Below are 24,557 nucleotides of genomic sequence, written 5' to 3' on the forward strand. Positions count from 1 at the left end.
TCACGCCCACATGGTTAACTCGTCGCTTCCGCCGCTGCCCTTTGTGCGGCCGGTGAGCTGGCCAGGTAATCCAGCGCCACCTGCAGATCGCCTTCGCTGCGCGGGTGAAAATCCGGTTTGAAATACCGCAGCACCGCTACGCCGATGCTGCCCATGGCAGGCAGCAGGTCGCGCTTGCCCAGGGCGTGCCAGAGCCGCAGGAAGCCCCAGTGGTAGCGGGTGGCCGGGTCCTGGCGCATCAGGGTGTGCATGGAGCGGCTGAACAGGAAGATCAGCGCGCCGCTGGCCACGAGCATGTAGAACCAGCGCATCAGCAGGCTGCCTTTCAGGTGCACGTGCAGGTCGTGGGCCACGCAGCGGTGTTCTACTTCCTCGGCACCGTGCCAGCGCAGCAGGTCGAGCATCACCGGGTCGGCGTTGTCCAGGCTGCGGGTGGTGATGATCCAGTTGCCCAGCACGCAGGTGAAATGTTCCACCGCGGCAATCAGCCCAACGCGCTGTCGTAGCCACCAGGGCTGCAGCCAACGGGTGACGGCGTTTTCGCCGAGCGGGTAGTCGCACAGCACCTTCTCGAACAGCCAGTAGATGCCCTTGGTGAACGGCGTCGGGTCGATGCCGTGGCGCTCCAGGTAGGGCGTGAGGGCGCTGTCGTGCGCGCGGGCGTGCTGCGCTTCCTGGCGCACGAAACCACGCACGTCATCGTGCAGGCGCTCATCGGTAATCAGCGACAGGGCCTTGTTGTAGACCCGGCAGAACCAGAATTCTCCAGCCGGCAGGATCAGGTGCAGGGTGTTCATGATGTGCGAGGCCTCTGGCTCGCCGGGCACCCAGTGCAGCGGGGTGTCGGCGAAGTCGAAACGCACCTTGCGTTGTTCCAGGCGGTGATGCTCATGGCTCATGGAGAGGTCCTCAGGCAGAAAGGTTCATGCGCGCCAGCAGGCGCGACAACCAGGGAGCGAAGCGCCATTGGGCGACGCTGAGATGGGCTTCGCTACCCACTGCCTGCACGGCCTTGTTGCGCTCCACTGCATCGGCAATGCGCGCCGCCACGGTTTCGGCGCTAAGGTTGCGGCGCCGGTAGAGCCGCTGCACCTTGGCCTTGCGCTTGGCTTCGGCGTCGCTGTCCAGGCCGTTGAAGCGGGTAGCCTGGATGATTCCGGTGTTGACCAGGCCGGGGCAGATGGCGGTGACGCCTATGCCCTTGCCGGCGAGTTCCGCACGCAGGCACTCGCTGAGCATCAGTACCGCGGCCTTGCTGGTGGCGTAAGCCGCGTAGTTGCGTGATGGCACGAAGGCCGCTGCCGAGGCGACGTTGACGATGTGCCCGCCCTTACCGGCATCGACCATCTGTTGGGCGAACAGGCGGCAACCGTCGATCACGCTCCACAGGTTGACCCGCAGCAGGCGCTCCCAGTCCTCGGCTCGGGTGTCGAGCATGGCGCCGGCCATGCCGATGCCGGCGTTGTTGATCACCAGGTCGGGGCAGCCGAACTCTGCCTGTAGCGAATGGGCGAAGGCCTCCATCTGCGCGCTGTCGCTGACATCCAGTTGCCACGCCCAGGCCTCGGCGCCTAGGGCGCGGGCCAGTTCGGCACTGCGTTCGGCTGCGGCCAGGTCGATATCCGCAGCCAGAACGCTGGCGCCGCGTTCGGCGAACTCCAGCAGGGTGGCGCGGCCAATGCCGCCACCGGCGCCAGTTACCAGCACCAGCTTGCCGGCGAAGCGGCCACTGCCGGGCCGTATCTTCGCCAGATCCAGGGCACGGCTGGTGCTGCCGCCTTCGAGGTGATCGACGAACTCCCGAATCCACCCGGCCAGACGGCTCGGGTCGGCCATCAGTTGCCAGTGCCCGGCGGCCACCTCACGACGCCACAGGCGTGGAACCCATCGGTCCAGGTCCTGGAACAGCTGTGGGCGCACAAAGCGGTCGCGGGTGGGGACGATCAGTTGCACCGGCACCTCGGTCGGGCGCTGGCGCGGGCGGAACAGGCTGGTGATGAAGTTGGCGCGATAGAGCTTTACGCCGTGTTGGCCATCGGATGCCTGGGTGGGGTTGGGGCGTGATTCGCGCACGCCCTCCAGGCGCCGCAGCAAGGTCGGCCAGGCGCGGGCGAGCCCGACACGCCAGAGCAACTCCGGCAGCAGCGGGGTGTGGAAGAGCGCGATATACCAGGAGCTGGCCAGCTGACCGATCACTTGGCCGAGCGCGCGTGGGCGCTTTTCCTTCAGGCGCGCGCGCATCCAGTGGCCCACGTGGTCGAGGCAGGGGCCGGACACCGTGGTGTAGGAGGCCAGCAACGGCTGGATACGTGACTCGGTCACCGCTTCCCAGGACTGGATCGAACCCCAGTCATGGGCCACGAGGTGCACCGGGCGATCCGGGCTGACGGCCTTGATCACGGCCTCCACGTCGTTGGCCAGCTTCTCCAGGCGGTAGTCGCGGGTCTTGCGTGGGATATCCGAGGCACCGGCGCCGCGCACGTCGTAGGCGATGATCTGGTAGTCGGCGGCCAGTTCGCGGATCAGCGGCAGCCAGATTTCGTGGTTATCGGGGTAGCCGTGTACCAGCAGCAGGGTTGGCCCGGCGGCATTGCCCCAGCGGTAGGCGGCCAGTTCCACGCCATCGCCTTTCACGGCCAAGCGCTGGGGTTCGAGCATCAGTGGCGCATTCATGCGGCCACCTGCCTGGCCTGTTGGCGGGCCTGCCAGCGGCGGACATGGGGCAAGTCATCGTCCAGCCAGAAGGCGCCGTCCCCGGTCACCACCAGCAGTTCTTCGAACTTGGCGCCGACACCGCGCAAACCCAGGTGCGGCTCCACCGCCCAGAGGCCGGGTGTCGGTGGGTGCTCCGAGCGGCTGTTGCTCGACCACAGTGGCGACCAGCCTTCGCGGCGACCGGTCACCAGCGCATTGCGGGTCAGGGTGTAGATGTTGCGCACACCGAAGCGGGCGATGGACAGGCCTTGCGGGCGTTCCCCCAGCTTCTCTACCCGGTGGGCCAGCACCTCGAACGGATAGGCCTTGTGCCGGGGCAGGGTGCCCTGGCGTGCGCAGAGGTCGTCCACCGCCTGGCTGACCCTGGCCAGCGGCAGGCGTTGACGCACCAGCTCGAGGATCAGTTGGCGATGGTCCATCAGGTCATCCATCAGGCGCTCTGCCAGCAGGTTGCTGCCCAGGGCACCGGAGTAGCCGATATCCGCCGTATAGGCACCCAGGGTTGGCGCGCAGTCGAGGATGAAGGGCATACCTTCCTCCAGCCGCTGCTTGCCCGGATAGAAAGCCAGATTGAAGCCGCCCAGGTGGCGCAGCCCGTCGAAGCCCTTGAACGCGGTGCGCGGGCCGAACCAGGCGAAGGGCTGGTGGAACCAGTCCTTCACACCATGATCCAGCAGCCAGGTTTTCATCAGCGCAGCGGCTTCTTTCTCGCTGATGCCAGGTTTGAGTTCGCCGGCGATGGTTTCCGCGCAGCGATAGGCCAGTTGCTGCACGTTGCGGAACTCGGACAGGTCTTGGGCGCTGAGGGCAGGGGAAGGCATGGTGATCTCCGTGTCGTGACTGTTACATCAGTCAATGTCACGGTCATTCTTGAACAAGAAATCCGACCCTGACCATAGCCGCGCCCTGCTTGGTGTACGTGCTGTTACCGCGTTACCGCCGGGCGACAAGGCCCGGTATAGAGCGGTTGCGATGAGGTTTTTGCGTTGTGCTGGATCGCGCCCTGCGGCAAGTCCAGCCAATGGTTGGGCCAACCCAGGCGCTGTTGTTGGGGGAAGAGAGGCGGCGATATGATCCGGGCCATGAAAAGTATCCCCTCCTTTCTCACTAAGTTGCTCAACCAGGCCGCCGAGTCTCCGGTGCCGCCGGATGTCGAATACACGGTGGATGAACTGGCTGTCGAGGCCGGTACCACAGTGCGCAACCTGCGCGCCTATCAGGATCGCGGCCTGTTGCCGCCGCCGGAGCGGCGTGGGCGCGTGGGGATCTACAACGGCGAGCACTTGGCGCGGTTGCGGCTGATCGGCCAGTTGTTGGAACGCGGCTACAGCATCGCCAGCATCCGCGAGTTGCTGGAGGCCTGGGAGCAAGGGCAGGACCTCGCCCATGTGCTGGGGCTGGAACAGGCCATAGTCGGCGCCTGGAACCTGGTGGAGCCGACGCGGTTGGGCTTCGACGAAGTGCAGGCGCTGTTCGGCGCCGACCTCACCGATGACAACATGGACCGCGCTCGCGAACTGGGCCTGATCGAGTTCGCTGGCGACCATCTGCGGGTGCTCAACCCGCGCGTGTTCAGTGCCGGGGTGCAGCTTTACCGCTCGGGGATTCCACTGGATGCGCTGCTGGAGCAGTTCTCGGCCATTCGGCGCCAGGTGGAGCCAGTGTCGGCCGGCATCGTCCGGATGATCGTCGAGCACCTGGTTAACCCGCTGCTCTCCAGCAGCCTGCCCCACGTCAGCGAGCTGGATGACCTCAATCGCCAGTTGCTGGCCCTGCGCCCGCTGGTGGAACAGGTGGTGGACAGCGAATTGGCGCGTGGCCTGCAACTCTCGGCCAATCAGGAGTTGGGAGAGCGCGTAGGGGAGTTGCTCAAGGGGTTCCTGAAGCGCTGAACCTTCAGACCATCAACAGGACAACGGTACCTGCCAGCAACCCTCCACCGATAAAGGGGAAGGTGCGCAGCGCCAGTCCTTTGCCGCCGATCACCGCAATCAGGCCCGCTTTCACCAAGCTATTGCTCAGCACCGCCAGGAAGATGCCGCGCACGGCCACTTCCGCCCCCAGCTCGCGGTTGGCGCCGCCGGCCAGCGACAGGGTGATGGCGTCCACATCCGTGAGCCCCGAGAGCAGCGAGACCAGGTAGACGCCCATATCCCCCAAGTAGCGGCGCGCTGCCTCCACCAGGAACAGGATCAGCGCCAGCAGCGCGGCGAAGCGCAGGGCCGGGCCCAGCTCGAAGGGGTTCTTCAGGGGCGGCTCGGCATTGGGCGATTCATCCTCGGCGGCCATTCTCCAGTAGAAGAACGCACCGGCGGCGTAGACCAGCGCCGCAATACCCAAGGGCCAGCCCAGCCTGGACAGCAGCGTGGGGTTCACCAGACCGACCTCCAGCAGCACCCGGGGAAACATCAGCGCCGACGTGGCCAGCAGGCCGGCGGCCAGCAGCGGGCGCAGGGACTTGTGCCCGGTGAGGTGGGACAGCGTGATGGTCATCGCTGTGGAGGACACTGTGCCGCCCAGCAATGCTGTCAGCAGCAGGCCGCGCTGGGTGCCCACCAGGCGGATGGCAAAGTACGCGGCGAATCCCAGCGCGGCGATCAGCACCACCATCCACCAGGTCGCGTAGGGGTTGAAGACTTCCCACGGTCCGTAGCCTTTATTGGGCAACACCGGGAGCATCACCACAGAGATGAACAGCAGCTTCAGGGCCGCTGAAAGTTCCGTCTCCTGCAGACGGAACAGCGCCTTGTGCAGTTCATCCTTGAGGCTCAACAGCAGCGCAACGACCACCGCTCCAGACGCGGACAACGTGTGATAGCCAGACACCGCCAGGCTGCCGAGAAGAAAGGTGATGAGCAGGGTCAACTCGCTGGAGAGTCCCAGGTCGCCCACATAGACGAGTTCGCCGAAGTACGACGCAATAACCAGCACGGCGAAGCAGGCGAAGATCGCTACCCAGACCGCGGTGCCGAACTGCTCGCCAAGAAAGGCGGCGAACCCGCCGAGCAGCCCGGTGAGGCCGAAGGATCGGATGCCCGCCACCAGCCGCAGGGCCTCCTTGTTGCGCTCGCGCCAACCGCGCTCGGCGCCAATCAGCAGGCCGACGGCAAGGGCGCTGGCGAAATCGAGCAGGACATCCGTAGCTTCGGGCATGGCGCTTCCTTTCATCGGGATAGGAAGCAGTCTAGACCGGGGTGGGGGCGAAACCTTGATTTGGGTCGGCGCCGAGAAAAGCGCGAGCTGACCGTTCAGGACGCTTCCGTTGTCGGCGTCACCCCATCAATGCCGCCCGCCGTCCTCGATCCAGTCGCACGGTAGCCAGCAGCAGCAGGCCGGCCACGAAGTAGCTGCCGGTGATGAGCATGGCCAGGCGGTGGTCGCCACCAGACAACCAACTGGCCAGGCCGTAAGTCATGGGGCCGAGGATTGCGGAGAGCTTCACCGCCTGGCCCCAGAGTCCGAAGAACTCTGCCAGCCGCGTGGGTGGGGCGAGCAGGCCGACTATGGCGCGCCCTGCCGACTGGCTGGCGCCCATGCACAGGCCGGCAATATTGGCGGCGGCCCAGAACAGCGCCGGGCCGCTGGCCAGCCAGACCATCCCCACCATGGCCAGCCAGCCCAGCAGGGTCAGTGCCAGGGTGGGGCGGTGGCCGATGCGGTCTTGCAGCCAGCCGAACAGCACGGCGCCGACGGAGGCGGTGATGTTGACGATGAAAATCAGCAGCAGAGTGTCCTGGGTGGTGAACCCCATCACCTGATTGGCGTAGATGGCCGCCAGGCTGATCACCGCGGCGATTCCGGCCTGGTAGCAGACGGTACAGGCAAGAAAACGCATCAGGTCGCGGTAGCGCCCGGCGTCGCGCATTGTCTGGGCAAAACGTGTCCAGGGCCCACCTTCCGCTGCCGGTTGCGGCTGGCTGCGCTCCTTCAGGTAGAGAAAGGTCGGGGTGCTGGCCAGGGCGAAGAGCAGGGCGGTGATGAGCACGCACACCGGCACGAACTGCGCGGCGGTTTGCCCCTGGCCCTGCGCCCAGCTGACATAGCCCAGGCAGGCGCCCAGGCTGACCAGCCCGCCGATATAGCCCAGCCCCCAACCCCAGCCGGATACCCGCCCCAGCGCATCGTCGCGGGCAAGCTCGGGCAGGAAGGCGGCAATCAGGTTCTCCCCGGTGCCGAAGAAAAAGTTCGACAGCACCACGAACAGCACCGCCAGTGCCAGGGCGCCAGGGCCGGCCAGGGCCAGCGCGGCGGTGAAGACCACACAGCCCAGAGCGCTGAACAACAGGAGGCGTTTCTTGCAGGCGGCAGCGTCGGCATAGGCCCCGATCAATGGCGCGGTGAGGATCACCAGGGCGTAGGAGATGGCGAGGGTGCTGGTCCAGGCCAGGGTGCCCCAGGGTTTCCCCTCGGCGACCACGGCAACGAAATAGGCGTTGAAGACAGCGGTGATGATGACCGTGGTGTAGCCGGAGTTGGCGAAGTCGAACATCGCCCAGGCCCAGATTTCCCGACGCGTCACGCCGGTGGCAAGGCTGGATCGCATGGCACTTTTCCCCTGTCGAGCGTCCCGGAGAGCCTAGTCCCACCCGCGCCATCACGCGACCGTGGCGCTTTTGCGGGCTGTGTCTGCGTTGGACGGAATGACGCGGCGCGGCGCGGGACTTGGCCCCCGGCTCAGTCCAGGCTGCTTCGCAGGGCCTCGATGCGTTTGTCGATCAGCGGCGTGAACAGGGCATAGAGTTGAGCGGGCTGGAGTGCCAGGCTGCGCGTGCTGAACAGGTTGCGGGCCAGTTGTGCCAACGCTTCGCGCAGCTCGGTATCGGCGCTGCCGAGCAGGCGATCGTGCAGGTACTGCAGCTGGATGCGCAGTTCCAGCGGACACTCCGGCAGGGCGGCGGCCCGAATCGACAGGCCGCGCAGACGGCCCAGGTCCTCCACCTGCCAACAGCGATCGGCGATGCCTGGCGTGCGCTGGAGCAAACGGCACATGTGCAGTTCCAGGAACCGGATTCGGGCGAGCAGGGACTCCAGGAGTCGGCAGTGGCCTTCGAAGTCCGCCGGAGCCTGGAGCAGTGACCGCCAGGCTCGCTGGTGGTCGGCATCTGGCCAGGCCTGCCAGCTGCGTTCAAGTTGCAGTTCCAGGCACTGGCGGTCCCGCTCGGCGTCCTGGCCCGTCTGGCCGCCCAGTGCACGATGGCGCTGCACGCCCTGCATCAACTCAAGGCCCAGTAGCAGGTCACGGTTCAGCGCCTGGACGACACGGCGCTGCCGGCGCTGGCTGAGGTTCCAAGGGAGTGCGCAGGCGGCCAGCAGGCAGGCGACTATCAGCAAGGCGTGCAGGATCATCGCGCTACCTCCCCGCTCAGTCGCGACAGGTAACGGGTCAGACCGTGGAGGCTGCGCGTCTGGCCGCTCTGGGTTTCGAGGCTGTCGCTGATCTGCTGCAGTTGCTCGCAAAGCGCCTGGTTCGCCTGATGATGCTCACCAAGGGCTTGCTGCATGCTGCCGAAGCGTTGCAGGTTCTCCCGGCTCTTCCCCGCCAGCCGGTCCAGGCTCTCCGCCAGTTGGCCGCTTTGCCCGCTGCCCTGTTCCAGCAGTTCGCGGTGATGGGCGACTTCCCGGTCGACCTGGCCGACCGCTGCAGCGATGGCCGTGGCCGCCGCGGTGATGCCGCGTGTGGTTGCATCGGTGGCGGTGGCCATTCGCCGTACCTCTTCGGCGACTACGGCGAAGCCGCGCCCATGTTCGCCGGCGCGGGCCGCTTCTATGGAAGCGTTCAGGGCCAGCAGCTGGGTCTGCTTGGCCAGGTCCTGGATGCTTTGCACCGACTGCTCGACCAGTGCCGTGCTGTGCAGCAGGTTTTTCACGGCATTGGCCGTATCGCCCAGGCTGTCGCGAATGTCGCCCATGCCTTCGCCAAGCGCTTCGGCCGCGCGACAGCCGTCTTCGCCCTGGCCCAGCGCGGCGGAGAACGCGGTGCGAGCGTCGCTGGCCAGTTCGTCGACGCTGGCCAGGCTGCGTTCGATCTGTTCGCTGGCGGCGGCGATCATGGTCACCCGCTGACTCTGCTCGCTGCCCTGGACATGGGCCGTCTGTGCCAACTGTTCAAGGGCCTGGCTGGCGAAGCGGACCTCACTCTGCAGCCGCTCGGCACCGCGCAACTGCTGGTCGCAGCTCACCAGCAGGGTGGCCGGATCGCAGCCCGGCGGGGCATCCAGGAGGCGGGCCAATTCGTCGAGCCAGAACGCATCGCGGCGTCGCTGGTGACGCTCCAGCAACCGCAGGGCGAAGGCGAAGTAGAGGGTGCAGATCAGCAGCCCGAGGGTAACCGGCGCCAGTCCAGCGAGTGCGCTGGTGGTTGCGCAGAGAGCCAGGCCCAGGGGCAGCCATAGGCCCGCACCGGTGGCCGCCAGCAAGGCGCTGCCCGGTTCGAATCCCTGCCAGATGCGCGAAGGCGGCAGGGGCGCGCTGGGTGCATCGGGCACCTGGCCGGTGCGTTGCCCTGCCGGAAGCGGAATGTCTTTCATGGTCGGCTCCTGTATCGCGCCTGCTTTTCCCGCGGACCGGGACGATACGGTGCGCCGCATGGCGGCGGCGCACCGAAGGCCGGCCCGCTATGGGCCGGATTCACTCAGTAGCTGTACTGCGCCTGCAGCCAGAACTTGTCGGTATCCACCGTACGGCTTCGATCATCCGAGTCGTAGGCGGCGTACTTGATCAGCCCGACCAGGCCCTTCACCCCGGGAATCGGATGGGCATAGGACAGGTCGATTTCGCTGCCGTAGCTGTCGCCGTTCCGCTCGGTCTCGAAGTCGTGGTACCAGGCGTGCAGGCTGCCGCCGGCCAGTGGCGCGGTGACGCCGAAGTAGGCGTCCTCGATGCCGTCGGTCGGGGTGGTGAGGAACTGGTCGGCCCAGCCCTGGAACAGGTGTTTGGTCGCCAGCGGCGTCTGGAAGGCGCGGTTGCCCGGTCCGCTGTCTCCGCCCAGCACCTCGTAGCCGGCTTTCAACTGCAGCCCATTGAGGGTGTAGCCCAGCTCGGCGAGGTAGTACTCGCTGTCCAGGTCCTGCGGGTTGTCGGCGTAGTCCTGCTGGCGCGCGTACTCAAGGACATAACTGAAACCGGCCAGGGCGCCGTTCAAACGCAGGCCTCGGGTTGCGCTGGACAGACTGCCCAAGGGAGCGCTGGCGGTGACGGCGATGTTGTCCAGGCCGAGCAGGTAGCTGTAGGCGGTCACCGTGAGTTCGGGCATGACCAGGTACTGGGCATTGAGCAGGTGGCTGTGGCCTTCGATATTGGCCGGGTTGGTGCGGTTGTCGAAGCGGCCGTTGTCCGGGCCGAAAATGCTGTTGATGTTGTCGAGATAGGCATAGGTCAGGGTCAGGCCTTCGAGAGGCTTGAGTTGGCCGAGGGCCGCGTCGTAGGTCTGCTCGTTCTGCCGCCAGGCCGAGCCACCGACAAAGCGTTGGTTGTCCAGGTTGATGCGCTGACGGCCCAGTACGGCGCTGCCGAAAGCCTGGTCGTAGCGCAGCAGGGCCTGGTTGACTTCACTGCCGTCCGGGTCGACCACCATGGCGTAGTCGGTCTGGCCGTTGCGACTACTGTTGTAGGCGGCATCGCCCAGGCGGCTGACGTTGTCCACTTCCACCAGGCCCGAGAGGCCGTACCACTTGCCGGTCTGGAAGCCGACGCGAGTGCGCAGGGTCTGGGCATTGGCGTCGCGCAGGTTGTTGTTCTGGTCGACGTTCTCAAAGCGGTAGCGGGCATCGAGGATGGCCTTGCCCCCAGTGAACAGGTTGCTAACGTCCTCTGCGGCCAGGGCGGCGTGACTGGTGCCGGCAACGGCCAGCGACAGCAGAGCGGGTTTCAGCATGTGCATAGCGGTCTTCCTAGGTCTGGAAAGCGCAAAAAAAAACGTCACGGTGCCCGCGCTCCGGATGGAGAGGGGGTTCCGCGACGTCGTTGTCGGTTGAGTGGCAGACACGCCGTTGTGCTGACCGGGGAAGGTCTTAGCAGGCACTGTGCCAGTTTGTTCAATGCATTGATTTAAAATGTTTTTATGTCAGGAGAAGACCATTTGGCCATAAGGCCCTGCACATTCGCGAGCAAGGTTGCATTGGTGGGGTGCGAAGCCAGGTACGGGGGCCCTTGCATGGGGCAGGCGGGCCAGTGAAAACACGAAAGCCCGGCACGGGGCCGGGCTTTCGCGAAGGGCAGGGCGGATACCTAGGCGGCGGGGCGCTGCTGGCGTTGGTAGAGGAACTCCAGCACCGCGGTGCGGTATTCGTGGTAGCGGGCGTCGTTGGCCAGAGCCAGGCGGTCGCGTGGGCGCGCCAGCTCGACTCGGACGATATCGCCGACGGTGGCCGCCGGGCCGTTGGTCATCATCACGATGCGGTCGGAGAGCAGCACGGCCTCGTCCACGTCATGGGTGACCATCACCACGGTGCTGTGGGTCTCGCCGACGATGCGCAGCAACTCGTCCTGCAGGTGCGCGCGGGTAAGCGCATCCAGGGCGCCAAAGGGCTCGTCCATCAGCAGCACCTTGGGCTCCATCGCCAGCGCGCGGGCGATGCCTACACGCTGTTTCATGCCGCCGGAGATTTCGTTGGGGTGTTTGTGCGCCGCATGGTCCAGGCCGACCATCTGCAACGCCGCGGCGGTGCGTTCCTTGAGCCGGGCCTTGCTTTCGCGGGCGCCGAAGACCCGCTCCACGGCGAGGTGGACGTTGCCGAAGCAGGTCATCCAGGGCAGCAGGCTGTGGTTCTGAAACACCACGGCACGCTCCGGGCCAGGGCCGTCGATTTCCCGGCCATTGCAGATCAGCCCGCCTTCGCTGGCGTCCAGCAGGCCGGCGATCAGGTTGAGCACGGTGGACTTACCGCAGCCGGAGTGACCAATCAGCGAGACGAACTCGCCACGGGCGATGCAGAGGTTGACGTCGCTGAGGGCTTGGAAGCGTCCCTTGCGCGTATCGAAGTGTTTGCTGACACCGGTCAGCTCGACGAACTTGTCCATGGTCTCTCTCCGGGTCAGTTGCTGTAGTCGAAGCGCTTGGCCAGCCATAGCAGGCTCTGTTCCAGGGCCAGGCCCACCAGACCAACGATGATGATGGCGATGAGGATGTGCTCGACGTTGAGGTTGTTCCATTCGTCCCACACCCAGAAGCCCAGACCGGTACCACCGGTGAGCATTTCCGCCGCCACGATCACCAGCCAGGCGACGCCGATGGCCAGGCGGATGCCGGTCATCAGGTGTGGCAGTACGGCGGGGAAGAGGATGCGGGTGAGCACCTTGAACTCGGAGAGTTTCAGGACTCTCGCCACGTTGAGGTAGTCCTGCGGCACGCTGGCCACCCCCGCGGCGGTGTTGAGGATGATCGGCCAGATGGAGCTGATGAAGATCACCCAGATCGATGCCGGACCGGCGGCTTCGAATACCAGCAGGCCAATGGGCAGCCAGGCCAGCGGGGAAACCGGTCGCAGCAAGCTGATGATGGGCGAGAGCATGCCGGCCAGGAAGGCAAAGCGGCCGATGGCGAAGCCCAGTGGAATCCCCACCAGCGCGGCCATGCCAAAGCCCAGGCCGACCCGGCCCAGCGAGTGCAGGATGTTCCAGCCGATGCCCATGTCGTTGGGGCCGTTGTCGTAGAAGGGATCGGCGAACAGTTCCAGCGCCGAATGCCAGGTCGACAGCGGCCCCGGCAGCCCTTCGCTGCGGGCGGCGACCAGAGCCCAGAGGCCGATGAACAACAGCAGGCCAAGCAGTGGTGGGACCAGCGTGAGTGCGAGGTTGCGCAAGACCTCCGCGCCGGGCCGGGCCGGGCGCGCGGCGTCATTGGGAGCGGCCCTGCTGGCCGTTGGCAACGGGGTGTTCAGGGGTGCATTCATGGTGGCCTCCCAAGTCAGACTTTGATGGCAAAGGACTGGGCGTAGGCGGCCGGGTTCGAGCCATCCCACACCTTGCCGTCAATCAGCGTGTTGCTGCGCATCTGGGTGGCCGGCACCGGCAGGCCGAGGGCGCCAGCCGCTTCGCTGAACAGCCGGGTCTGGTTGACCTGGGCAGCGACGGCGGCGTAGTCGGGGTCCTCCTTGATCAGGCCCCAGCGGCGGAATTGGGTCATGAACCACATGCCGTCGGAGAGGTACGGGAAGTTCACCTGGCACTCCTTGCAGAAGGCCATGGCGTGCGGGTCGTCCCATTGGTTGCCCAGGCCGTCTTCGTAATGGCCGAGGAAGCGTTGTTCGATCACGTCCACCGGGGCGTTAACGTAGGCCTTGCCGGCGATCAGCTTGGCAGTGGCTTTCTTGTTTTCCGTGCTGGCTTCGATGAAGCGGCTGGCATCGAGCAGGGCCATCACCAGCGCCCGTGCGGTGTTGGGGTTCTGTTCGACAAACTCGCGCGAGCATCCCAGGACTTTCTCCGGGTGGTCCGCCCAGATCTGCTGGGTGGTGGCGGCGGTGAAACCGATCTTGTCGAAGATGGCCCGCGCGCCCCAGGGCTCGCCGACGCAGAAGCCGTCCATGTTGCCGACACGCATGTTGGCGACCATCTGCGGCGGCGGCACGGTGATGGTCTTGACGTCGGTCATGGGGTTGATGCCGTAGCTCGCCAGCCAGTAATAGAGCCACATGGCGTGGGTGCCGGTGGGGAAGGTCTGGGCGAAGGTCAGCGGGTTACCGCCTTTGCGGATATGCGCGGCGAGCTGTTCGCCGTTGGTCACACCTGCCTCCTTGAGTTGGCGGGAAAGGGTGATGGCCTGGCCGTTCTGGTTGAGGCCCATGAGCACCGCCATGTTCTTCTGCGGTCCGGCGACGCCGAGCTGGGAGCCGTACATCATGCCGTAGAGCACGTGGGACGCATCCAGCTCACCCGTGTTCAGCTTGTCGCGCACACCGGCCCAGGAGGCTTCCTTGCTGGGGGTGATGGACAGGCCGTACTTGGCGGCGAACCCCTGGGTGGCGGCTACGACCACCGAGGCGCAGTCGGTCAGCGGAATGAAGCCGACCTTCAGTGCGGCCTTCTCAGGGGCATCCGAGCCGGCAGCCCAGGCGGCGCTGCGCAGGAGGTCGGGCGCGGAAAGCCCGAGGGCGGCCACACCTCCGACGGTGCTGGCGATGGCGATGGACTGCTTGAGGAAGTTGCGACGACTGTTGTTCACCGGCTCTTTGGAATCACGTTCGCTCATGGTGTTGTCCTGATTGGAGGGCAAAACAAAAACGGCGTACGCCAGAGCTCCCGATAGGGGAAGGAGCTCTGACGGACGCCGTTGTCCGTGATCCGCGGCCCACCGCCGTTGGCGCGCTACGCAGGAATCTGTTGAAGGATTTGCAAAGGCCTTGCCAGTATTTTTCCGTGCCGCGCCAGAGGGCTGCTCAACGCTGCAGGAAGCGGCGAAAAGCTAGCTGAATCAGTGGTTTGCTGAGCATCAAGCAGACGGGGTGAGCGGCCGCCAGGATTGAGCCCGTGGGCCATATGGGTGCGCGGCGATGGGGCACTGAACGGTATCGGGTCGCCGGGGTGGGTTGCTGCAATGGCTCGGCAGGGACTGATGGGTAATGCGGAGGGGGCAAGCCAGCGTCCCCATGGCAGGTCGCTGGCTCGACGCAGGGGCAATCGGCGTTGTGCCGTCAGACCCCCAGCATTTCATGAGTGGCGATGATCTGCTCGGCGACCTGGATCAGCTTCTGCTGCCGGCTCATGGCCTGGCGCCGCATCAGGGTGTACGCGTCGTCCTCGCTGCAGGCCTTCATCTTCATCAACAGTCCCTTGGCGAGCTCAACCCGCTTGCGTTCGGCCAGCTGGCTATCCCGCTCGAGCAGCTGGGCACGCAGGGCCTGGTCGGCCTCGAATCGGGCCATCGCCACGTCCACGATCGGTCGCAGGCGCTCGGCGAGGATGCCTTCGACCACGTAAGCACTGACCCCGGCCTGGATCGCCTGGCGCATCAGGCCGGGGTCGTGATCGTCGGTGAACATGACGATGGGGCGGGGCCGGTCGCGGCTGACCATCACCACCTGTTCCATCATGTCGCGGCCGGCGGATTCGGTGTCGATCAGCACGACATCGGGGCGCGTCGCCTCGATGCGCTCGGGCAGATCGATGGTCAGTCCGGTCTCGTCGATGACGTCGAAGCCTGACTCGACCAGGGCCTGGCGCAGGCGGCCGACCTTTTTCGGCGTGTCATTGATCAGGAGGATGCGAAGCATGCTGCGGTCATCTCCAAGCGTCATGGGGAAGGGACGGCAGCCCTGGAGCTGCGGGCGTGGATGGCAAAGCTGCGGGCATAGCCGGCTGGATCGCTGCCATCCCAGATTTGGCCGTCGAACAGTCTGGCGCTGCGCATGGGCTGCTCCGGTACGTCGATGCCCAGCGCGTCGGCGGCTTCCCGGTAGAGCGCGAGCTGGTGGAGTCGACCGGCCACACCGAGATAGTCCGGGTCTTCCCTGAGCAGCCCCCAGCGGCGGAACTGGGTCATGAACCAGATGCCGTCGGACAACCAGGGCATGGTCGCCTCGCCGCCGGCGAAGAAGCGCAGCGGGTGGGCATCGCGCCAGGCGTAGCCGAGGCCGTCTTCATAGTGTCCGAGGAAACGCGGCTCGATCGCTGAAAGCGGTGTATCGAGGTACTCGCTGCCGCTGATCAGGCGGGCAGTGCTGCGCTTGTTTTCTTCGTTCGCATCGATGAAGCGGCTGGCTTCCAGTACGGCCATGGTCAGCGCGCGGGCGGTATTGGGGTACTGCTCCACGAACGCGCGGGTGCAGCCAAGTACCTTCTCCGGATGGTCGGGCCAGATCATCTGGCTGGTGGCTAGGGTGAAGCCCTGCTTTTCGTCCACGGCCAGCGCACCCCAGGGGCCGCCGGCACAGAAACCGTCGATGCGACCGGCGCGCAGGTGCTGGACCATCTGCGCGGGCGGCACTACTACGGTATTCACATCCTCCAGGGGGTGGATGCCGTGGGCCGCCAGCCAGTAGTTGAGCCACATGGCATGGGTGCCGGTGGGGAAGGTCTGGGCGAAGGTCAGTTTCCCGCCGTGCTGGTGCATATGGGCGACGAGGGCCTCGGCGCGTGTCACGCCAGCCTGGCGCAGTGGCTCGGAGAGATTGATCGCCTGGCCGTTCTGGCACAGCCCCATGAGGATTGCCATCTCGGTGGGAACGCCCGCCAGGCCGAGGTGGATGCCATAGATCTGGCCATAGAGCGAATGGGCGGCATCCAGTTCACCGCACAGCAGCCGGTCGCGCAGGCCGGCCCAGGACGTTTGCCGCTTCAGCTCCAGCGTCAGGCCGTAGGGCTGGGCGAAGCCCTGGGTGGCCGCGACGATCAGCGAGGCCGCGTCGGAAAGGGCCATGAACCCCAGGTTGACTGTGCGCTTTTCCGGGGCATCGCTGCCCGCGACCCAGGCGAGGTTGTCGTTACGAGTGCAACTCTTGTCGGTCATGTCGTTTGTCCCGCCACTGAACGAAAAAGGCGCCGCTCCCGCCACCACGGGGGTGGTGACGGGAAACGACGCCATCGTCTTTGAACCGACTCCGCCGTTGGAGCGGGTTCTGTGGCAGGAGTGTTAGCAAGCGATGTGCCAGGGTGCCTGATCGATTGGCGAACGTGCCCTGGTACTACGCCCCGCTCTGTACGACTCGATAGCACGGCACGTAGGCCGCGCCGCCCGGCAACTTCATCCGGTGCTGGCGGACGAAGGCCTGGAGCAGCTCGTCCAGCGGCTGCATGACCACGGCGTCGCCGTGGATCTCGTAAGGACCGTGTTGCTCGATCAGGCGGATGCCCTTGTCTTTGACGTTGCCGGCAACGATGCCGGAAAACGCTCGGCGCAGGTTCGCGGCGAGTTCGTGGGGCGGCAGGCTACGGCTCAGGTTGAGGCTGGCCATGTTCTCGTGGGTGGGTTCGAAGGGGCGCTGGAAGCTTTCGTCGATCTTCAGCAACCAGTTGAAGTGGAAGGCATCCGCGCGCTCGCGGCGGAACTGCTTCACCGCCTTCAGGCCCTGGGCCATTTCGACGGCCACTTCCGCCGGGTTGTCGATGATGATCTTGTAGCGGCGCTGCGCGTCTTCACCGAGTGTGGCGCCGACGAAGGCGTGCAGTTGCTCCAGGTAGGCGGCGGCGCTCTTCGGCCCGGTGAGCACCAGCGGGAAGGGCAGGTCGTGGTTGTCCGGGTGCATCAGGATGCCCAGCAGGTAGAGGAACTCCTCCGCCGTGCCCACGCCGCCCGGGAAGATGATGATGCCGTGGCCGACGCGGACGAAGGCCTCCAGGCGCTTCTCGATGTCCGGCAGGATCACCAGCTCGTTGACGATGGGATTGGGCGCCTCGGCGGCGATGATGCCCGGCTCGGTCAGGCCCAGGTAGCGGCCACCGTGGGTGCGTTGCTTGGCATGGCCGATGGTGGCGCCCTTCATCGGGCCCTTCATCACGCCGGGGCCGCAGCCGGTGCAGATGTCCAGGCTGCGCAGGCCCAGTTCGTGGCCGACCTTCTTGGTGTACTTGTACTCATCGGTGCTGATGGAGTGGCCACCCCAGCACACGACGATTTTTGGCTCCACGCCCGCGCGCAGGGTGCGGGCGTTGCGCAGCAGGTGGAAGACGTAGTCGGTGATGCCCTGCGAACTCTCCAGGTCGATGCGCAGGCTGTCCAGTTCGTTCTCGGTGTAGACGATGTCGCGCAGGGCGCTGAACAGCATCTCGCGGGTGCTGGCAATCATCTCGCCATCGACGAAGGCGTCGGCCGGGGCGTTGATCAGCTCCAGGCGCACGCCACGGTCCTGCTGGTGGATGCGGACTTCGAAATCCTTGTAGGCGTCGAGGATGGTCTTGGCGTTGTCGATCTGCGCGCCGGTATTGAGGATGGCCAGGGCGCACTGGCGGAACAGCTGGTACATGCGGCCGGAACCGGCTTCGCTGAGCTGTTGCACTTCGAGTTGGGAGAGGGTTTCGAGGCTGCCCTTCGGGCTGACCTGGGCATTGATGACGTGTCTTCTGGCCATTCGAGATTTCCTTGGAGCGATGCCGGTGGGCCGGACGGCCACACGCGGCGGAATGCGGGGCGCCGTTTTCCATGGCGCGGGCTGAGGCGGTGATTCTTATCTGTGCATTGCGAGGTTACGCAATTGTGTCGCAGAGATCCTTCCCGCGCACGGAGTCAGGTAATAGCGAGATTACTGGCTGTCTGACAAGGAGTTTCTTGGCGATGTTCAGTGGCGCGGCGTGGTGGACCGTTGGCGTATGGTCCACCTGCGGCTTACTTACGGGCTTCCAGAATCAGGTTGAACGGCGTTTCCGTGGCCCGGCGGAAGTGGGTGAATCCGGCCTCTTCGAACACTTTGCGCAGGCGTGCCTCGCCGGCCTGGGCGCCGAGGCCGAGACCCACTTCCTGGGACAGCGAGTTGGGTGTGCAAATGAAGGTGGAGGCCGAGTAGAACAGGCGGCCTACCGGGGTCATGTTGTCATCGAGATCATCGTTGGCGTAGGGCTCCACCAGCAGCACGGTGCCATCCGGTTTCAGCGTCTGGTAGGCATGCCTGGCGGCTCCCACCGGGTCGCCCATGTCGTGCAGGCAGTCGAAATAGCAGATCAGGTCGTAGCCGTCGCCTGGGTAGTCCTTGGCACTGGCCTGGGCGAAGGTTGCACGATCCGCCACACCGCCTTCCACGGCGCGTCGATTGGCCGTCTCGATGGACGGGCCGTGATAGTCGAAACCGATGAAGCGCGAAGCCGGGAAAGCTTGAGCCAGGATCACGGTGGAGGCGCCGTGACCGCAGCCGACATCGGCCACCTTGGCGCCGGCCTTCAGCTTGTCGACCACGCCGTCCAGGGCCGGCAGCCACTCGGCTACCAGGTGCGCCCGGTAGCCGGGCCGGAAGAAGCGTTCGGTGCCGCTGAACATGCAGGGGTGGTGGTCGCCCCAGGCCAGCCCGCCGTCACCGCGCATCGCTTTCACCAGCTTGTCCTTGTCGTGGAAGAGTGAGGCAATCACCGAAGCGCCGCCGGCCACGTAAACCGGCGAGTCTTCCCGGGCCAGCGCCAATGCCTGTTCTTCCGGCAGGCGGAAGCGTCCGTTGTCGTGTTCCATGTAGCCGGAAGCGGCGTGAGCGCTCAGCCATTCGCGCAGCAGGCGTGCATTGCAGCCGGTTTTGGCGGCCAGGTCGTCCGGGCTGATCGGCTGGCTGTCGGCCATGGCGCGATACAGGCCGAGTTCTTCACCGAGAACGATGTTGGCGAGCATGGCGGCGCCGCCCATATCAGCGACCAGCTTGCCCATGAAATCGTTGAGTCTGGATTCGTCCACTGCCTGTCCTCCTCTGGCAAGGGGGCAACCATCTGGCCGGGGCGACAGCGAAATGCGGCGGCGGGGGAGATATGGCGAAATGGTGGAAGGAGCCGCGGCAGCCGAGTCGTGCGAAGCTGGAGTGGCTCCTTCCTTGTCCCGCAATCACAGGACACTCTTAGTTTAGTGGCCCACCGCTGGCCAAATGCTGGCGAGCACTGGTAGCCGATAAGCGGTGCAGTCGTTCAGACGTAGATGCTGACCCCGCCCTTGGCCTGCAACCAGTCGCGGTAGGTGGTCAGGGAGGTGGTTTCCTTGTCGCCGTCGTAGCCGATGAAACCGATGCCGCTGTCTTTCTCGTCGAAACCGGCATCGATCAGCTTCTGCACCTTGTCTTTCAGCTTCAGGGCATCGTCGCGGTCCAGTTCGGACACGTCAGGCAGCTCGATCTTGCTGGTGCCGGTGTTCGACTGAGTGTTGTCCGTGGCGCGCGTACTGCTGGGCTGGCTACCGCTGATGGCTCCGCCACCGCTCATGGCGCGAAACAGGCCGCCACGGCTCTGGGCGATCAGGGCGTTGGCATAGCGGCGCAGGTCGGCGACCGGATCCTGGGTGCTGGTCGATTTGTCTTCGGCCTTGCTCGTGCTGGTGCCGCCGGTGTTGCTGGTGGCGGTGCTGCTCCTGGAGGCGAGCCCCAGGTAGCTGGTCAGGGCCGATTGGCTGGAAATGGTGGTCATGGCAGGTCCTCTGCTCGATCTGGCCACCGGATCAGCAGGAATCGGGCCAGCTCGCTGAAGGGCTTGTGGTTGTTGGTGGTTGCTGGACGTTAGTGCCAGTCTCTCGGCAGGGTCTTGCCGCCTCCGGGCAACGGCCTGCCGCTGGAGGCGGGCGACCATCGGTCCGTCCCCCTTGAGCCTCTGCCGGGGGCCAACCATAGTGAGGGCCATGACCTTGACCCGCCAATCCGACCCGGCCGCACTGGAAGGCTTTCATCCCGCCGTCGCTGCCTGGTTCCGTGCCAGCTTCCCCGCCCCGACGGCGGCCCAGGCCCGCGCCTGGCCGGCCATTCGAGCGGGCGCGAGCACCCTGGTGGCGGCGCCCACCGGTTCGGGCAAGACGCTCACGGCCTTCCTTTCCGCCATCGACGAACTGATCCACGAAGGGCTGGAACAGGGCGGCCTGCCGGACCGCTGCACGGTGGTCTACGTATCTCCGCTCAAAGCATTGTCCAACGACATCCGCATCAACCTGGAAGAGCCCCTGGCCGGCATCCGGGCCGAGCTGGTACGCCAGGGCCTGGCCGATGTGGATATCCGCACCGCGGTGCGCACCGGCGATACGTCCCAGGCCGAGCGCGACGCCATGCGCAAGCGCCCGCCGCATATTCTGGTGACCACGCCGGAGTCGCTCTACATCCTGCTCGGCTCCGAGTCGGGTCGCGCCATGCTGGCCGGCTGCCGCAGCCTGATCATCGATGAGATCCATGCTATCGCCGGCAGCAAGCGCGGCAGCCACCTGATGCTCAGTGCCGAACGTTTGGAGAACCTGTGCGGACGCGCGTTGCAGCGCATCGGCCTGTCGGCCACGCAGAAGCCCATCGAGCGGGTGGCGGAGTTCCTCGTGGGCCAGGGGCGCAAGGCTTGTACCCTGGTGGATGTGGGGTACAGCCGCCAACGCGATCTGGCCATCGAGGTGCCGCCCGTACCACTGGAGGCGGTGCTGAGCCATGAGGCCTGGGAGAAGGTCTACGACCGCCTGGCCGAGCTGGTGGCCGCGCACCGTACCACCCTGGTCTTCGTTAACACCCGACGTCTGGCCGAACGTGCGAGCCGCCACCTTTCCGAGCGCCTGGGCAACGCTGCGGTGGCCGCCCACCACGGCAGCCTGGCGCGGGACCTGCGCCTGGATGCCGAGCAGCGTCTCAAACGCGGTGATCTCAAGGTGCTGGTGGCCACCGCCTCATTGGAACTGGGCATCGACATCGGCGAGGTGGAGCTGGTCTGCCAGCTCGGTTCGCCACGCAGCATTGCAGCATTCCTGCAACGGGTCGGCCGTTCCGGCCACAGTGTTGGCGGAACGCCCAAGGGGCGGCTTTTTCCGCAATCACGCGACGACCTGATCGAGTGCGCGGCGCTGTTGGATTGCGTACGCCGCGATGAGCTGGATGCCCTGGTCATCCCCCATGCGCCGCTGGATGTGCTGGCTCAGCAGATGGTGGCCGAAGTGGCCTGCGAGGAATGGGGCGAAGACGCGCTGTACCAGTTGATGACCCGCGCCATGCCCTATGCGGATCTGGCGCGAGAGCAGTTCGATGCCTTGGTGAAAATGCTGTCCGAGGGCTACAACGGCCGCCAGGGCGTACGCGGTGCCTACCTGCATCGTGATGCGGTGAATCGACGTTTACGCGGTCGCCGCTCCGCACGCCTGACCGCCATCACCTCCGGTGGTGCCATTCCCGAGACCGCCGACTACGCCGTGGTGCTCGAACCCCAGGGCGTGCCAGTGGGCAGCGTGCACGAGGATTTCGCCGTGGAAAGCCTGGCTGGGGATGTGTTCCAGCTCGGCAACCAGTCCTATCGCATCCTGCGGGTCGAGCCGGGCCGGGTGCGGGTGGAAGACGCCCAGGGGCAGCCGCCGAATATTCCGTTCTGGCTGGGCGAGGCGCCGGGACGTACCGACGAGTTGTCGGCGGGTGTGGCGCGGTTGCGTGGGATGGTGGAGGACGTTCTGGTGGCGTCCGAGCCTGCTGATGCAGCCCTCACCCCCACCCCCTCTCCCAGGGGGAGAGGGGAGCCGCCCGCGCGAGGGGAGGGTATTGCGCGGGCGATCGACGCTTTGTGCGAAGACATCGGCCTCAGCGAGGCAGCGGCGCGGCAGATAGTCGAGTACCTGGCGCGGGCACGGGCTTCGTTGGGGGCCTTGCCGACCCAGCAACGGCTGGTGATGGAGCGATTCTTCGATGAATCCGGGGGCATGCAGCTGATCATCCATTCGCCCTTTGGCAGCCGGCTCAACCGTGCCTGGGGCCTGGCCTTGCGCAAGCGCTTCTGCCGCAGCTTCAACTTCGAGCTGCAGGCGGCGGCCACCGAGGACGCGTTGATCCTGTCGCTGTCCACCAGCCACAGCTTTCCGCTGGAGGAGGTCTGGCGCTACCTGCATTCCAACAGCGCCGAGCACCTCTTGATCCAGGCGATTCTCGATGCGCCGCTGTTCGGCGTGCGCTGGCGCTGGAATGCTTCGGCCGCACTGGCCCTGCCGCGCTACTCCGGGGGCCGCAAGGTGGCACCGCAAATCCAGCGCATGCGCAGTGAAGACCTGCTGGCCAGCGTGTTCCCCGACCAGGTGGCCTGCCAGGAGAACCTGGTGGGCGAGCGCGAGATTCCCGATCACCCGCTGGTGGCCCAGACCCTGGATGACTGCCTGCACGAGGCCATGGATACCGAGGGCTGGTTGGCCCTGCTCCGGCGAATGGAGCGGGGCGAAGTGGAACTGGTTGCCCGCGACCTGCCGGCGCCTTCGTCCCTGGCGGCGGAAATTCTCGGCGCGCGACCCTATGCCTTTCTCGATGACGCACCGTTGGAGGAGCGCCGTACCCAGGCCGTGCAACAACGTCGCTGGAGCGATCCGGCGTCCGCCGACGATCTGGGCGCGCTGGATAGGGAGGCCATCGCGGCCGTGGCCGAAGAAGCCTGGCCACAGGTGCGCGATGCCGATGAGATGCACGAGGCCCTGCTGGCTCTGGCCTGCGTGACCCAGGCGGAGGTCGACGCCAATGCTGACTGGGCAGGCTGGCTCAGCCAACTGGCCAAGGCGCGCCGCGCCGCGTGCATGCACTTGGACGGCGAGCCCACCCTGTGGCTGGCGGCCGAGCGCGTAGAACAGTTCCGCGCGCTCTATCCAGAAGCCGTCCGCAAACCAGCCATTGCCGCACCGGAGGGTTTCACCGCCGCGTGGGAGGCCGAGGCCGCCCTGGTGGAAGTGGTGCGAGCCCGTCTCGGCGGGTTTGGTCCGCTGACTTTGGCGAAGCTGGCGGCCGATCTGCACCAGAGCCCTGCGCCGCTGACCTTCGCCCTGGCGAGCCTGGAGCGTGAGGGACAGGTGCTGCGTGGCCGCTTCACCCCCGGCACGGCAATGGATGAGTGGTGCGAGCGCCATCTGCTGGCACGTATCCATCGCTACACGGTGCGGCGCCTGCGCCGCGAGATCGAACCGGTGGAGCGAGCCGATTTCATGCGTTTCCTGTTCGACTGGCAACGCGTTGCCGCCAGTGCCCAGGTGCGCGGTGCCGAAGCGCTGGCCGGGGTGCTGGGCCAACTGGAAGGCTACGAGGCGGCGGCTGGCGCTTGGGAAAGTGAAATTCTTCCCAGCCGGGTGGCTGACTACGGCATCAACTGGCTGGACGACCTTTGCCGTGCCGGGCGGGTGGTCTGGTGTCGCCTGGGCGGGCGCGGCAAAGCAGCCGCGGGGCCGGTGCGCGGCACCCCCATCCTGTTGCTGCCGCGCAAGGGCCTGGCGCTCTGGCGTGCCTGCTTGCAGGAAGGGCCGGCACCCGAGCCCTCTGCCCGCGCCGAACGCGTGCGCCAGGTACTGGCCAGCCAGGGTGCGCTGTTCTTCGATGAGCTGATGGACGAGGCCCACCTGCTGCGCAGCGAGTTGGAGGATTGCCTGGGCGAACTGGTGGCTCTGGGCCTGGCCAACGCCGACAGTTTCGCCGGCCTGCGTTCGTTGCTGCTTCCGGCGGCGCGCCGTAGCCGCCATGACCGCCGCGCGCGCCTGGCCCTGGCCAACATGCAGGATGCCGGGCGTTGGGCGCTGTTGCGCGGCAAGCCGGAGGAGGGCAGCGGCAAGGTCCCGGCCGAGGCCCTGGAACATGTCGCGCGCACCCTGCTGCGTCGATATGGCGTGGTGGGCTGGCGTTTGCTGGAGCGCGAGGCCGACTGGCTGCCGCCCTGGCGCGACCTGTTGCGGGTCTTCCATCGCCTGGAAGCGCGTGGCGAGATTCGTGGTGGTCGTTTCGTGGCGGGCAACTCCGGCGAGCAGTTTGCCTTGCCGGAGGCCGTCGGCCTGCTGCGAGAGGTGCGCAAGCGCCCGCTGGAGGGCAGCCTGGTCGGCCTGTCCGCTTGCGACCCGCTGAACCTGGTGGGCACCCTGCTCAACGGCGCCAAGGTGCCGGCGGTGGCAGGTAATCGCCTGCTGTTTCGTGACGGCGTGCCGGTTGCAACGCTGGTGGCGGGCAAGGTGCACCTGTTGCAGGACGTCGATCCGTCCACCGCCAATGAATGGCGCGCGGCGCTGATACGCCAGCCGGCAGCCACGCCGCTGGGGCAGCAGTCGAGACGGGCACGGATGCCGTTGTAGGTACGGGTTGGGCACTTACCGTGTAGGGGCGAGTTCATTGGCTCTGTCTGCATGACGTGTTGCAAGCGGATGCATTACCCGTAGGAGCTGGCTTGCCAGCTCCTACGGGTAATGCCCGCTGGTAAATCTCTCGCCCCTACAGAAGGTCGCCTTCTACCAGCTGTGCACCTAAACGCTTGTAATAGCTCAGAAATTGACCCGA

General features: G+C 66.0%; 18 protein-coding genes. 2 read left to right on the forward strand and 16 right to left on the reverse strand.

Annotated elements, in window-relative coordinates; all coding sequences use genetic code 11:
• Nucleotides 1–14: 14 nt before the first annotated feature.
• From E8F20_RS25110 to E8F20_RS25120, 3 genes are read right to left on the reverse strand one after another with little or no spacing between them, the layout of a single operon-like run.
• Complete coding sequence (locus E8F20_RS25110; protein ID WP_280286163.1) at nucleotides 15–899, reverse strand: metal-dependent hydrolase; 885 nt, start codon at nucleotides 897–899, stop codon at nucleotides 15–17.
• Between the two features lie 10 nt (nucleotides 900–909).
• Nucleotides 910–2,673: an SDR family oxidoreductase gene (locus E8F20_RS25115; protein ID WP_280286164.1), complete on the reverse strand. Its 1,764-nt coding sequence runs from the start codon at nucleotides 2,671–2,673 to the stop codon at nucleotides 910–912.
• The gene (locus tag E8F20_RS25120) at nucleotides 2,670–3,536 is read right to left on the reverse strand and encodes a M24 family metallopeptidase (protein ID WP_280286165.1); all 867 of its coding nucleotides are present in this window, start codon (nucleotides 3,534–3,536) and stop codon (nucleotides 2,670–2,672) included. Before E8F20_RS25120 ends, E8F20_RS25115 begins: the two co-directional genes overlap by 4 nt.
• A gap of 261 nt (nucleotides 3,537–3,797) precedes the next feature.
• On the opposite strand from E8F20_RS25120, the gene E8F20_RS25125 reads away from it, so the two are divergent.
• A complete protein-coding gene (locus E8F20_RS25125; protein ID WP_280286166.1) occupies nucleotides 3,798–4,607 on the forward strand; it encodes a MerR family transcriptional regulator in 810 nt (269 codons plus the stop codon).
• A gap of 4 nt (nucleotides 4,608–4,611) precedes the next feature.
• Here E8F20_RS25125 and E8F20_RS25130 read toward each other — a convergent pair whose 3' ends face one another.
• The 13 genes from E8F20_RS25130 to E8F20_RS25190 form a co-directional block, all read right to left on the reverse strand.
• The gene (locus E8F20_RS25130) at nucleotides 4,612–5,868 is read right to left on the reverse strand and encodes an MgtC/SapB family protein (protein WP_280286167.1); all 1,257 of its coding nucleotides are present in this window, start codon (nucleotides 5,866–5,868) and stop codon (nucleotides 4,612–4,614) included.
• A 118-nt stretch (nucleotides 5,869–5,986) separates the two neighbouring features.
• Complete coding sequence (locus E8F20_RS25135; RefSeq protein WP_280286168.1) at nucleotides 5,987–7,258, reverse strand: MFS transporter; 1,272 nt, start codon at nucleotides 7,256–7,258, stop codon at nucleotides 5,987–5,989.
• Nucleotides 7,259–7,389: 131 nt separating this feature from the next.
• Nucleotides 7,390–8,061 carry a hypothetical protein gene (locus E8F20_RS25140; protein WP_280286169.1) on the reverse strand — a complete coding sequence of 224 codons (672 nt, stop codon included), beginning with the start codon at nucleotides 8,059–8,061 and terminating at the stop codon, nucleotides 7,390–7,392.
• Nucleotides 8,058–9,242: a methyl-accepting chemotaxis protein gene (locus E8F20_RS25145; protein ID WP_280286170.1), complete on the reverse strand. Its 1,185-nt coding sequence runs from the start codon at nucleotides 9,240–9,242 to the stop codon at nucleotides 8,058–8,060. Before E8F20_RS25145 ends, E8F20_RS25140 begins: the two co-directional genes overlap by 4 nt.
• A 104-nt stretch (nucleotides 9,243–9,346) precedes the next feature.
• Nucleotides 9,347–10,594, reverse strand: a complete 1,248-nt coding sequence (locus E8F20_RS25150; RefSeq protein WP_280286171.1) for a hypothetical protein — start codon at nucleotides 10,592–10,594, stop codon at nucleotides 9,347–9,349.
• A 347-nt stretch (nucleotides 10,595–10,941) separates the two neighbouring features.
• Nucleotides 10,942–11,733, reverse strand: a complete 792-nt coding sequence (locus E8F20_RS25155; RefSeq protein ID WP_280286172.1) for an ABC transporter ATP-binding protein — start codon at nucleotides 11,731–11,733, stop codon at nucleotides 10,942–10,944.
• A gap of 14 nt (nucleotides 11,734–11,747) precedes the next feature.
• Nucleotides 11,748–12,605 (reverse strand): nitrate ABC transporter permease, encoded by an 858-nt coding sequence (gene ntrB, locus E8F20_RS25160; RefSeq protein WP_280286173.1) that lies wholly within the window; start codon nucleotides 12,603–12,605, stop codon nucleotides 11,748–11,750.
• A 14-nt stretch (nucleotides 12,606–12,619) separates the two neighbouring features.
• On the reverse strand, nucleotides 12,620–13,903 hold the full coding sequence (locus tag E8F20_RS25165) for a CmpA/NrtA family ABC transporter substrate-binding protein (RefSeq protein WP_280286174.1): 1,284 nt from the start codon (nucleotides 13,901–13,903) through the stop codon (nucleotides 12,620–12,622).
• A 442-nt stretch (nucleotides 13,904–14,345) separates the two neighbouring features.
• Nucleotides 14,346–14,924 carry an ANTAR domain-containing protein gene (locus tag E8F20_RS25170; protein WP_137823001.1) on the reverse strand — a complete coding sequence of 193 codons (579 nt, stop codon included), beginning with the start codon at nucleotides 14,922–14,924 and terminating at the stop codon, nucleotides 14,346–14,348.
• Nucleotides 14,925–14,944: 20 nt separating this feature from the next.
• Entirely contained in the window at nucleotides 14,945–16,159 is a 1,215-nt protein-coding gene (locus E8F20_RS25175; protein ID WP_280286175.1) for a CmpA/NrtA family ABC transporter substrate-binding protein, read from the reverse strand.
• A gap of 175 nt (nucleotides 16,160–16,334) precedes the next feature.
• The gene (gene ppnN / locus E8F20_RS25180) at nucleotides 16,335–17,717 is read right to left on the reverse strand and encodes a nucleotide 5'-monophosphate nucleosidase PpnN (RefSeq protein WP_280286176.1); all 1,383 of its coding nucleotides are present in this window, start codon (nucleotides 17,715–17,717) and stop codon (nucleotides 16,335–16,337) included.
• Between the two features lie 254 nt (nucleotides 17,718–17,971).
• Nucleotides 17,972–19,018 (reverse strand): class I SAM-dependent methyltransferase, encoded by a 1,047-nt coding sequence (locus E8F20_RS25185; protein WP_280286177.1) that lies wholly within the window; start codon nucleotides 19,016–19,018, stop codon nucleotides 17,972–17,974.
• 224 nt (nucleotides 19,019–19,242) lie between these two features.
• Complete coding sequence (locus E8F20_RS25190) at nucleotides 19,243–19,734, reverse strand: hypothetical protein (RefSeq protein WP_280286178.1); 492 nt, start codon at nucleotides 19,732–19,734, stop codon at nucleotides 19,243–19,245.
• A 208-nt stretch (nucleotides 19,735–19,942) separates the two neighbouring features.
• Here E8F20_RS25190 and E8F20_RS25195 point away from each other — a divergent pair, with 208 nt between their 5' ends.
• On the forward strand, nucleotides 19,943–24,355 hold the full coding sequence (locus tag E8F20_RS25195) for a DEAD/DEAH box helicase (protein ID WP_280286179.1): 4,413 nt from the start codon (nucleotides 19,943–19,945) through the stop codon (nucleotides 24,353–24,355).
• The last annotated feature ends 202 nt before the right edge of the window (nucleotides 24,356–24,557 follow it).

This window comes from Pseudomonas sp. BN415 (genome assembly GCF_029871195.1).
Classification (GTDB): domain Bacteria; phylum Pseudomonadota; class Gammaproteobacteria; order Pseudomonadales; family Pseudomonadaceae; genus Metapseudomonas; species Metapseudomonas resinovorans.

Excerpts from the sequence above, each read along its gene's own strand:
- E8F20_RS25110 (WP_280286163.1), bottom strand. The coding sequence starts at position 899 with ATGAGCCATGAGCATCACCGCCTGGAACAACGCAAGGTGCGTTTCGAC.
- E8F20_RS25115 (WP_280286164.1), bottom strand. The coding sequence starts at position 2,673 with ATGAATGCGCCACTGATGCTCGAACCCCAGCGCTTGGCCGTGAAAGGC.
- E8F20_RS25120 (WP_280286165.1), bottom strand. The coding sequence starts at position 3,536 with ATGCCTTCCCCTGCCCTCAGCGCCCAAGACCTGTCCGAGTTCCGCAAC.
- E8F20_RS25125 (WP_280286166.1), top strand. The coding sequence starts at position 3,798 with ATGAAAAGTATCCCCTCCTTTCTCACTAAGTTGCTCAACCAGGCCGCC.
- E8F20_RS25130 (WP_280286167.1), bottom strand. The coding sequence starts at position 5,868 with ATGCCCGAAGCTACGGATGTCCTGCTCGATTTCGCCAGCGCCCTTGCC.
- E8F20_RS25135 (WP_280286168.1), bottom strand. The coding sequence starts at position 7,258 with ATGCGATCCAGCCTTGCCACCGGCGTGACGCGTCGGGAAATCTGGGCC.
- E8F20_RS25140 (WP_280286169.1), bottom strand. The coding sequence starts at position 8,061 with ATGATCCTGCACGCCTTGCTGATAGTCGCCTGCCTGCTGGCCGCCTGC.
- E8F20_RS25145 (WP_280286170.1), bottom strand. The coding sequence starts at position 9,242 with ATGAAAGACATTCCGCTTCCGGCAGGGCAACGCACCGGCCAGGTGCCC.
- E8F20_RS25150 (WP_280286171.1), bottom strand. The coding sequence starts at position 10,594 with ATGCACATGCTGAAACCCGCTCTGCTGTCGCTGGCCGTTGCCGGCACC.
- E8F20_RS25155 (WP_280286172.1), bottom strand. The coding sequence starts at position 11,733 with ATGGACAAGTTCGTCGAGCTGACCGGTGTCAGCAAACACTTCGATACG.
- ntrB (WP_280286173.1), bottom strand. The coding sequence starts at position 12,605 with ATGAATGCACCCCTGAACACCCCGTTGCCAACGGCCAGCAGGGCCGCT.
- E8F20_RS25165 (WP_280286174.1), bottom strand. The coding sequence starts at position 13,903 with ATGAGCGAACGTGATTCCAAAGAGCCGGTGAACAACAGTCGTCGCAAC.
- E8F20_RS25170 (WP_137823001.1), bottom strand. The coding sequence starts at position 14,924 with ATGCTTCGCATCCTCCTGATCAATGACACGCCGAAAAAGGTCGGCCGC.
- E8F20_RS25175 (WP_280286175.1), bottom strand. The coding sequence starts at position 16,159 with ATGACCGACAAGAGTTGCACTCGTAACGACAACCTCGCCTGGGTCGCG.
- ppnN (WP_280286176.1), bottom strand. The coding sequence starts at position 17,717 with ATGGCCAGAAGACACGTCATCAATGCCCAGGTCAGCCCGAAGGGCAGC.
- E8F20_RS25190 (WP_280286178.1), bottom strand. The coding sequence starts at position 19,734 with ATGACCACCATTTCCAGCCAATCGGCCCTGACCAGCTACCTGGGGCTC.
- E8F20_RS25195 (WP_280286179.1), top strand. The coding sequence starts at position 19,943 with ATGACCTTGACCCGCCAATCCGACCCGGCCGCACTGGAAGGCTTTCAT.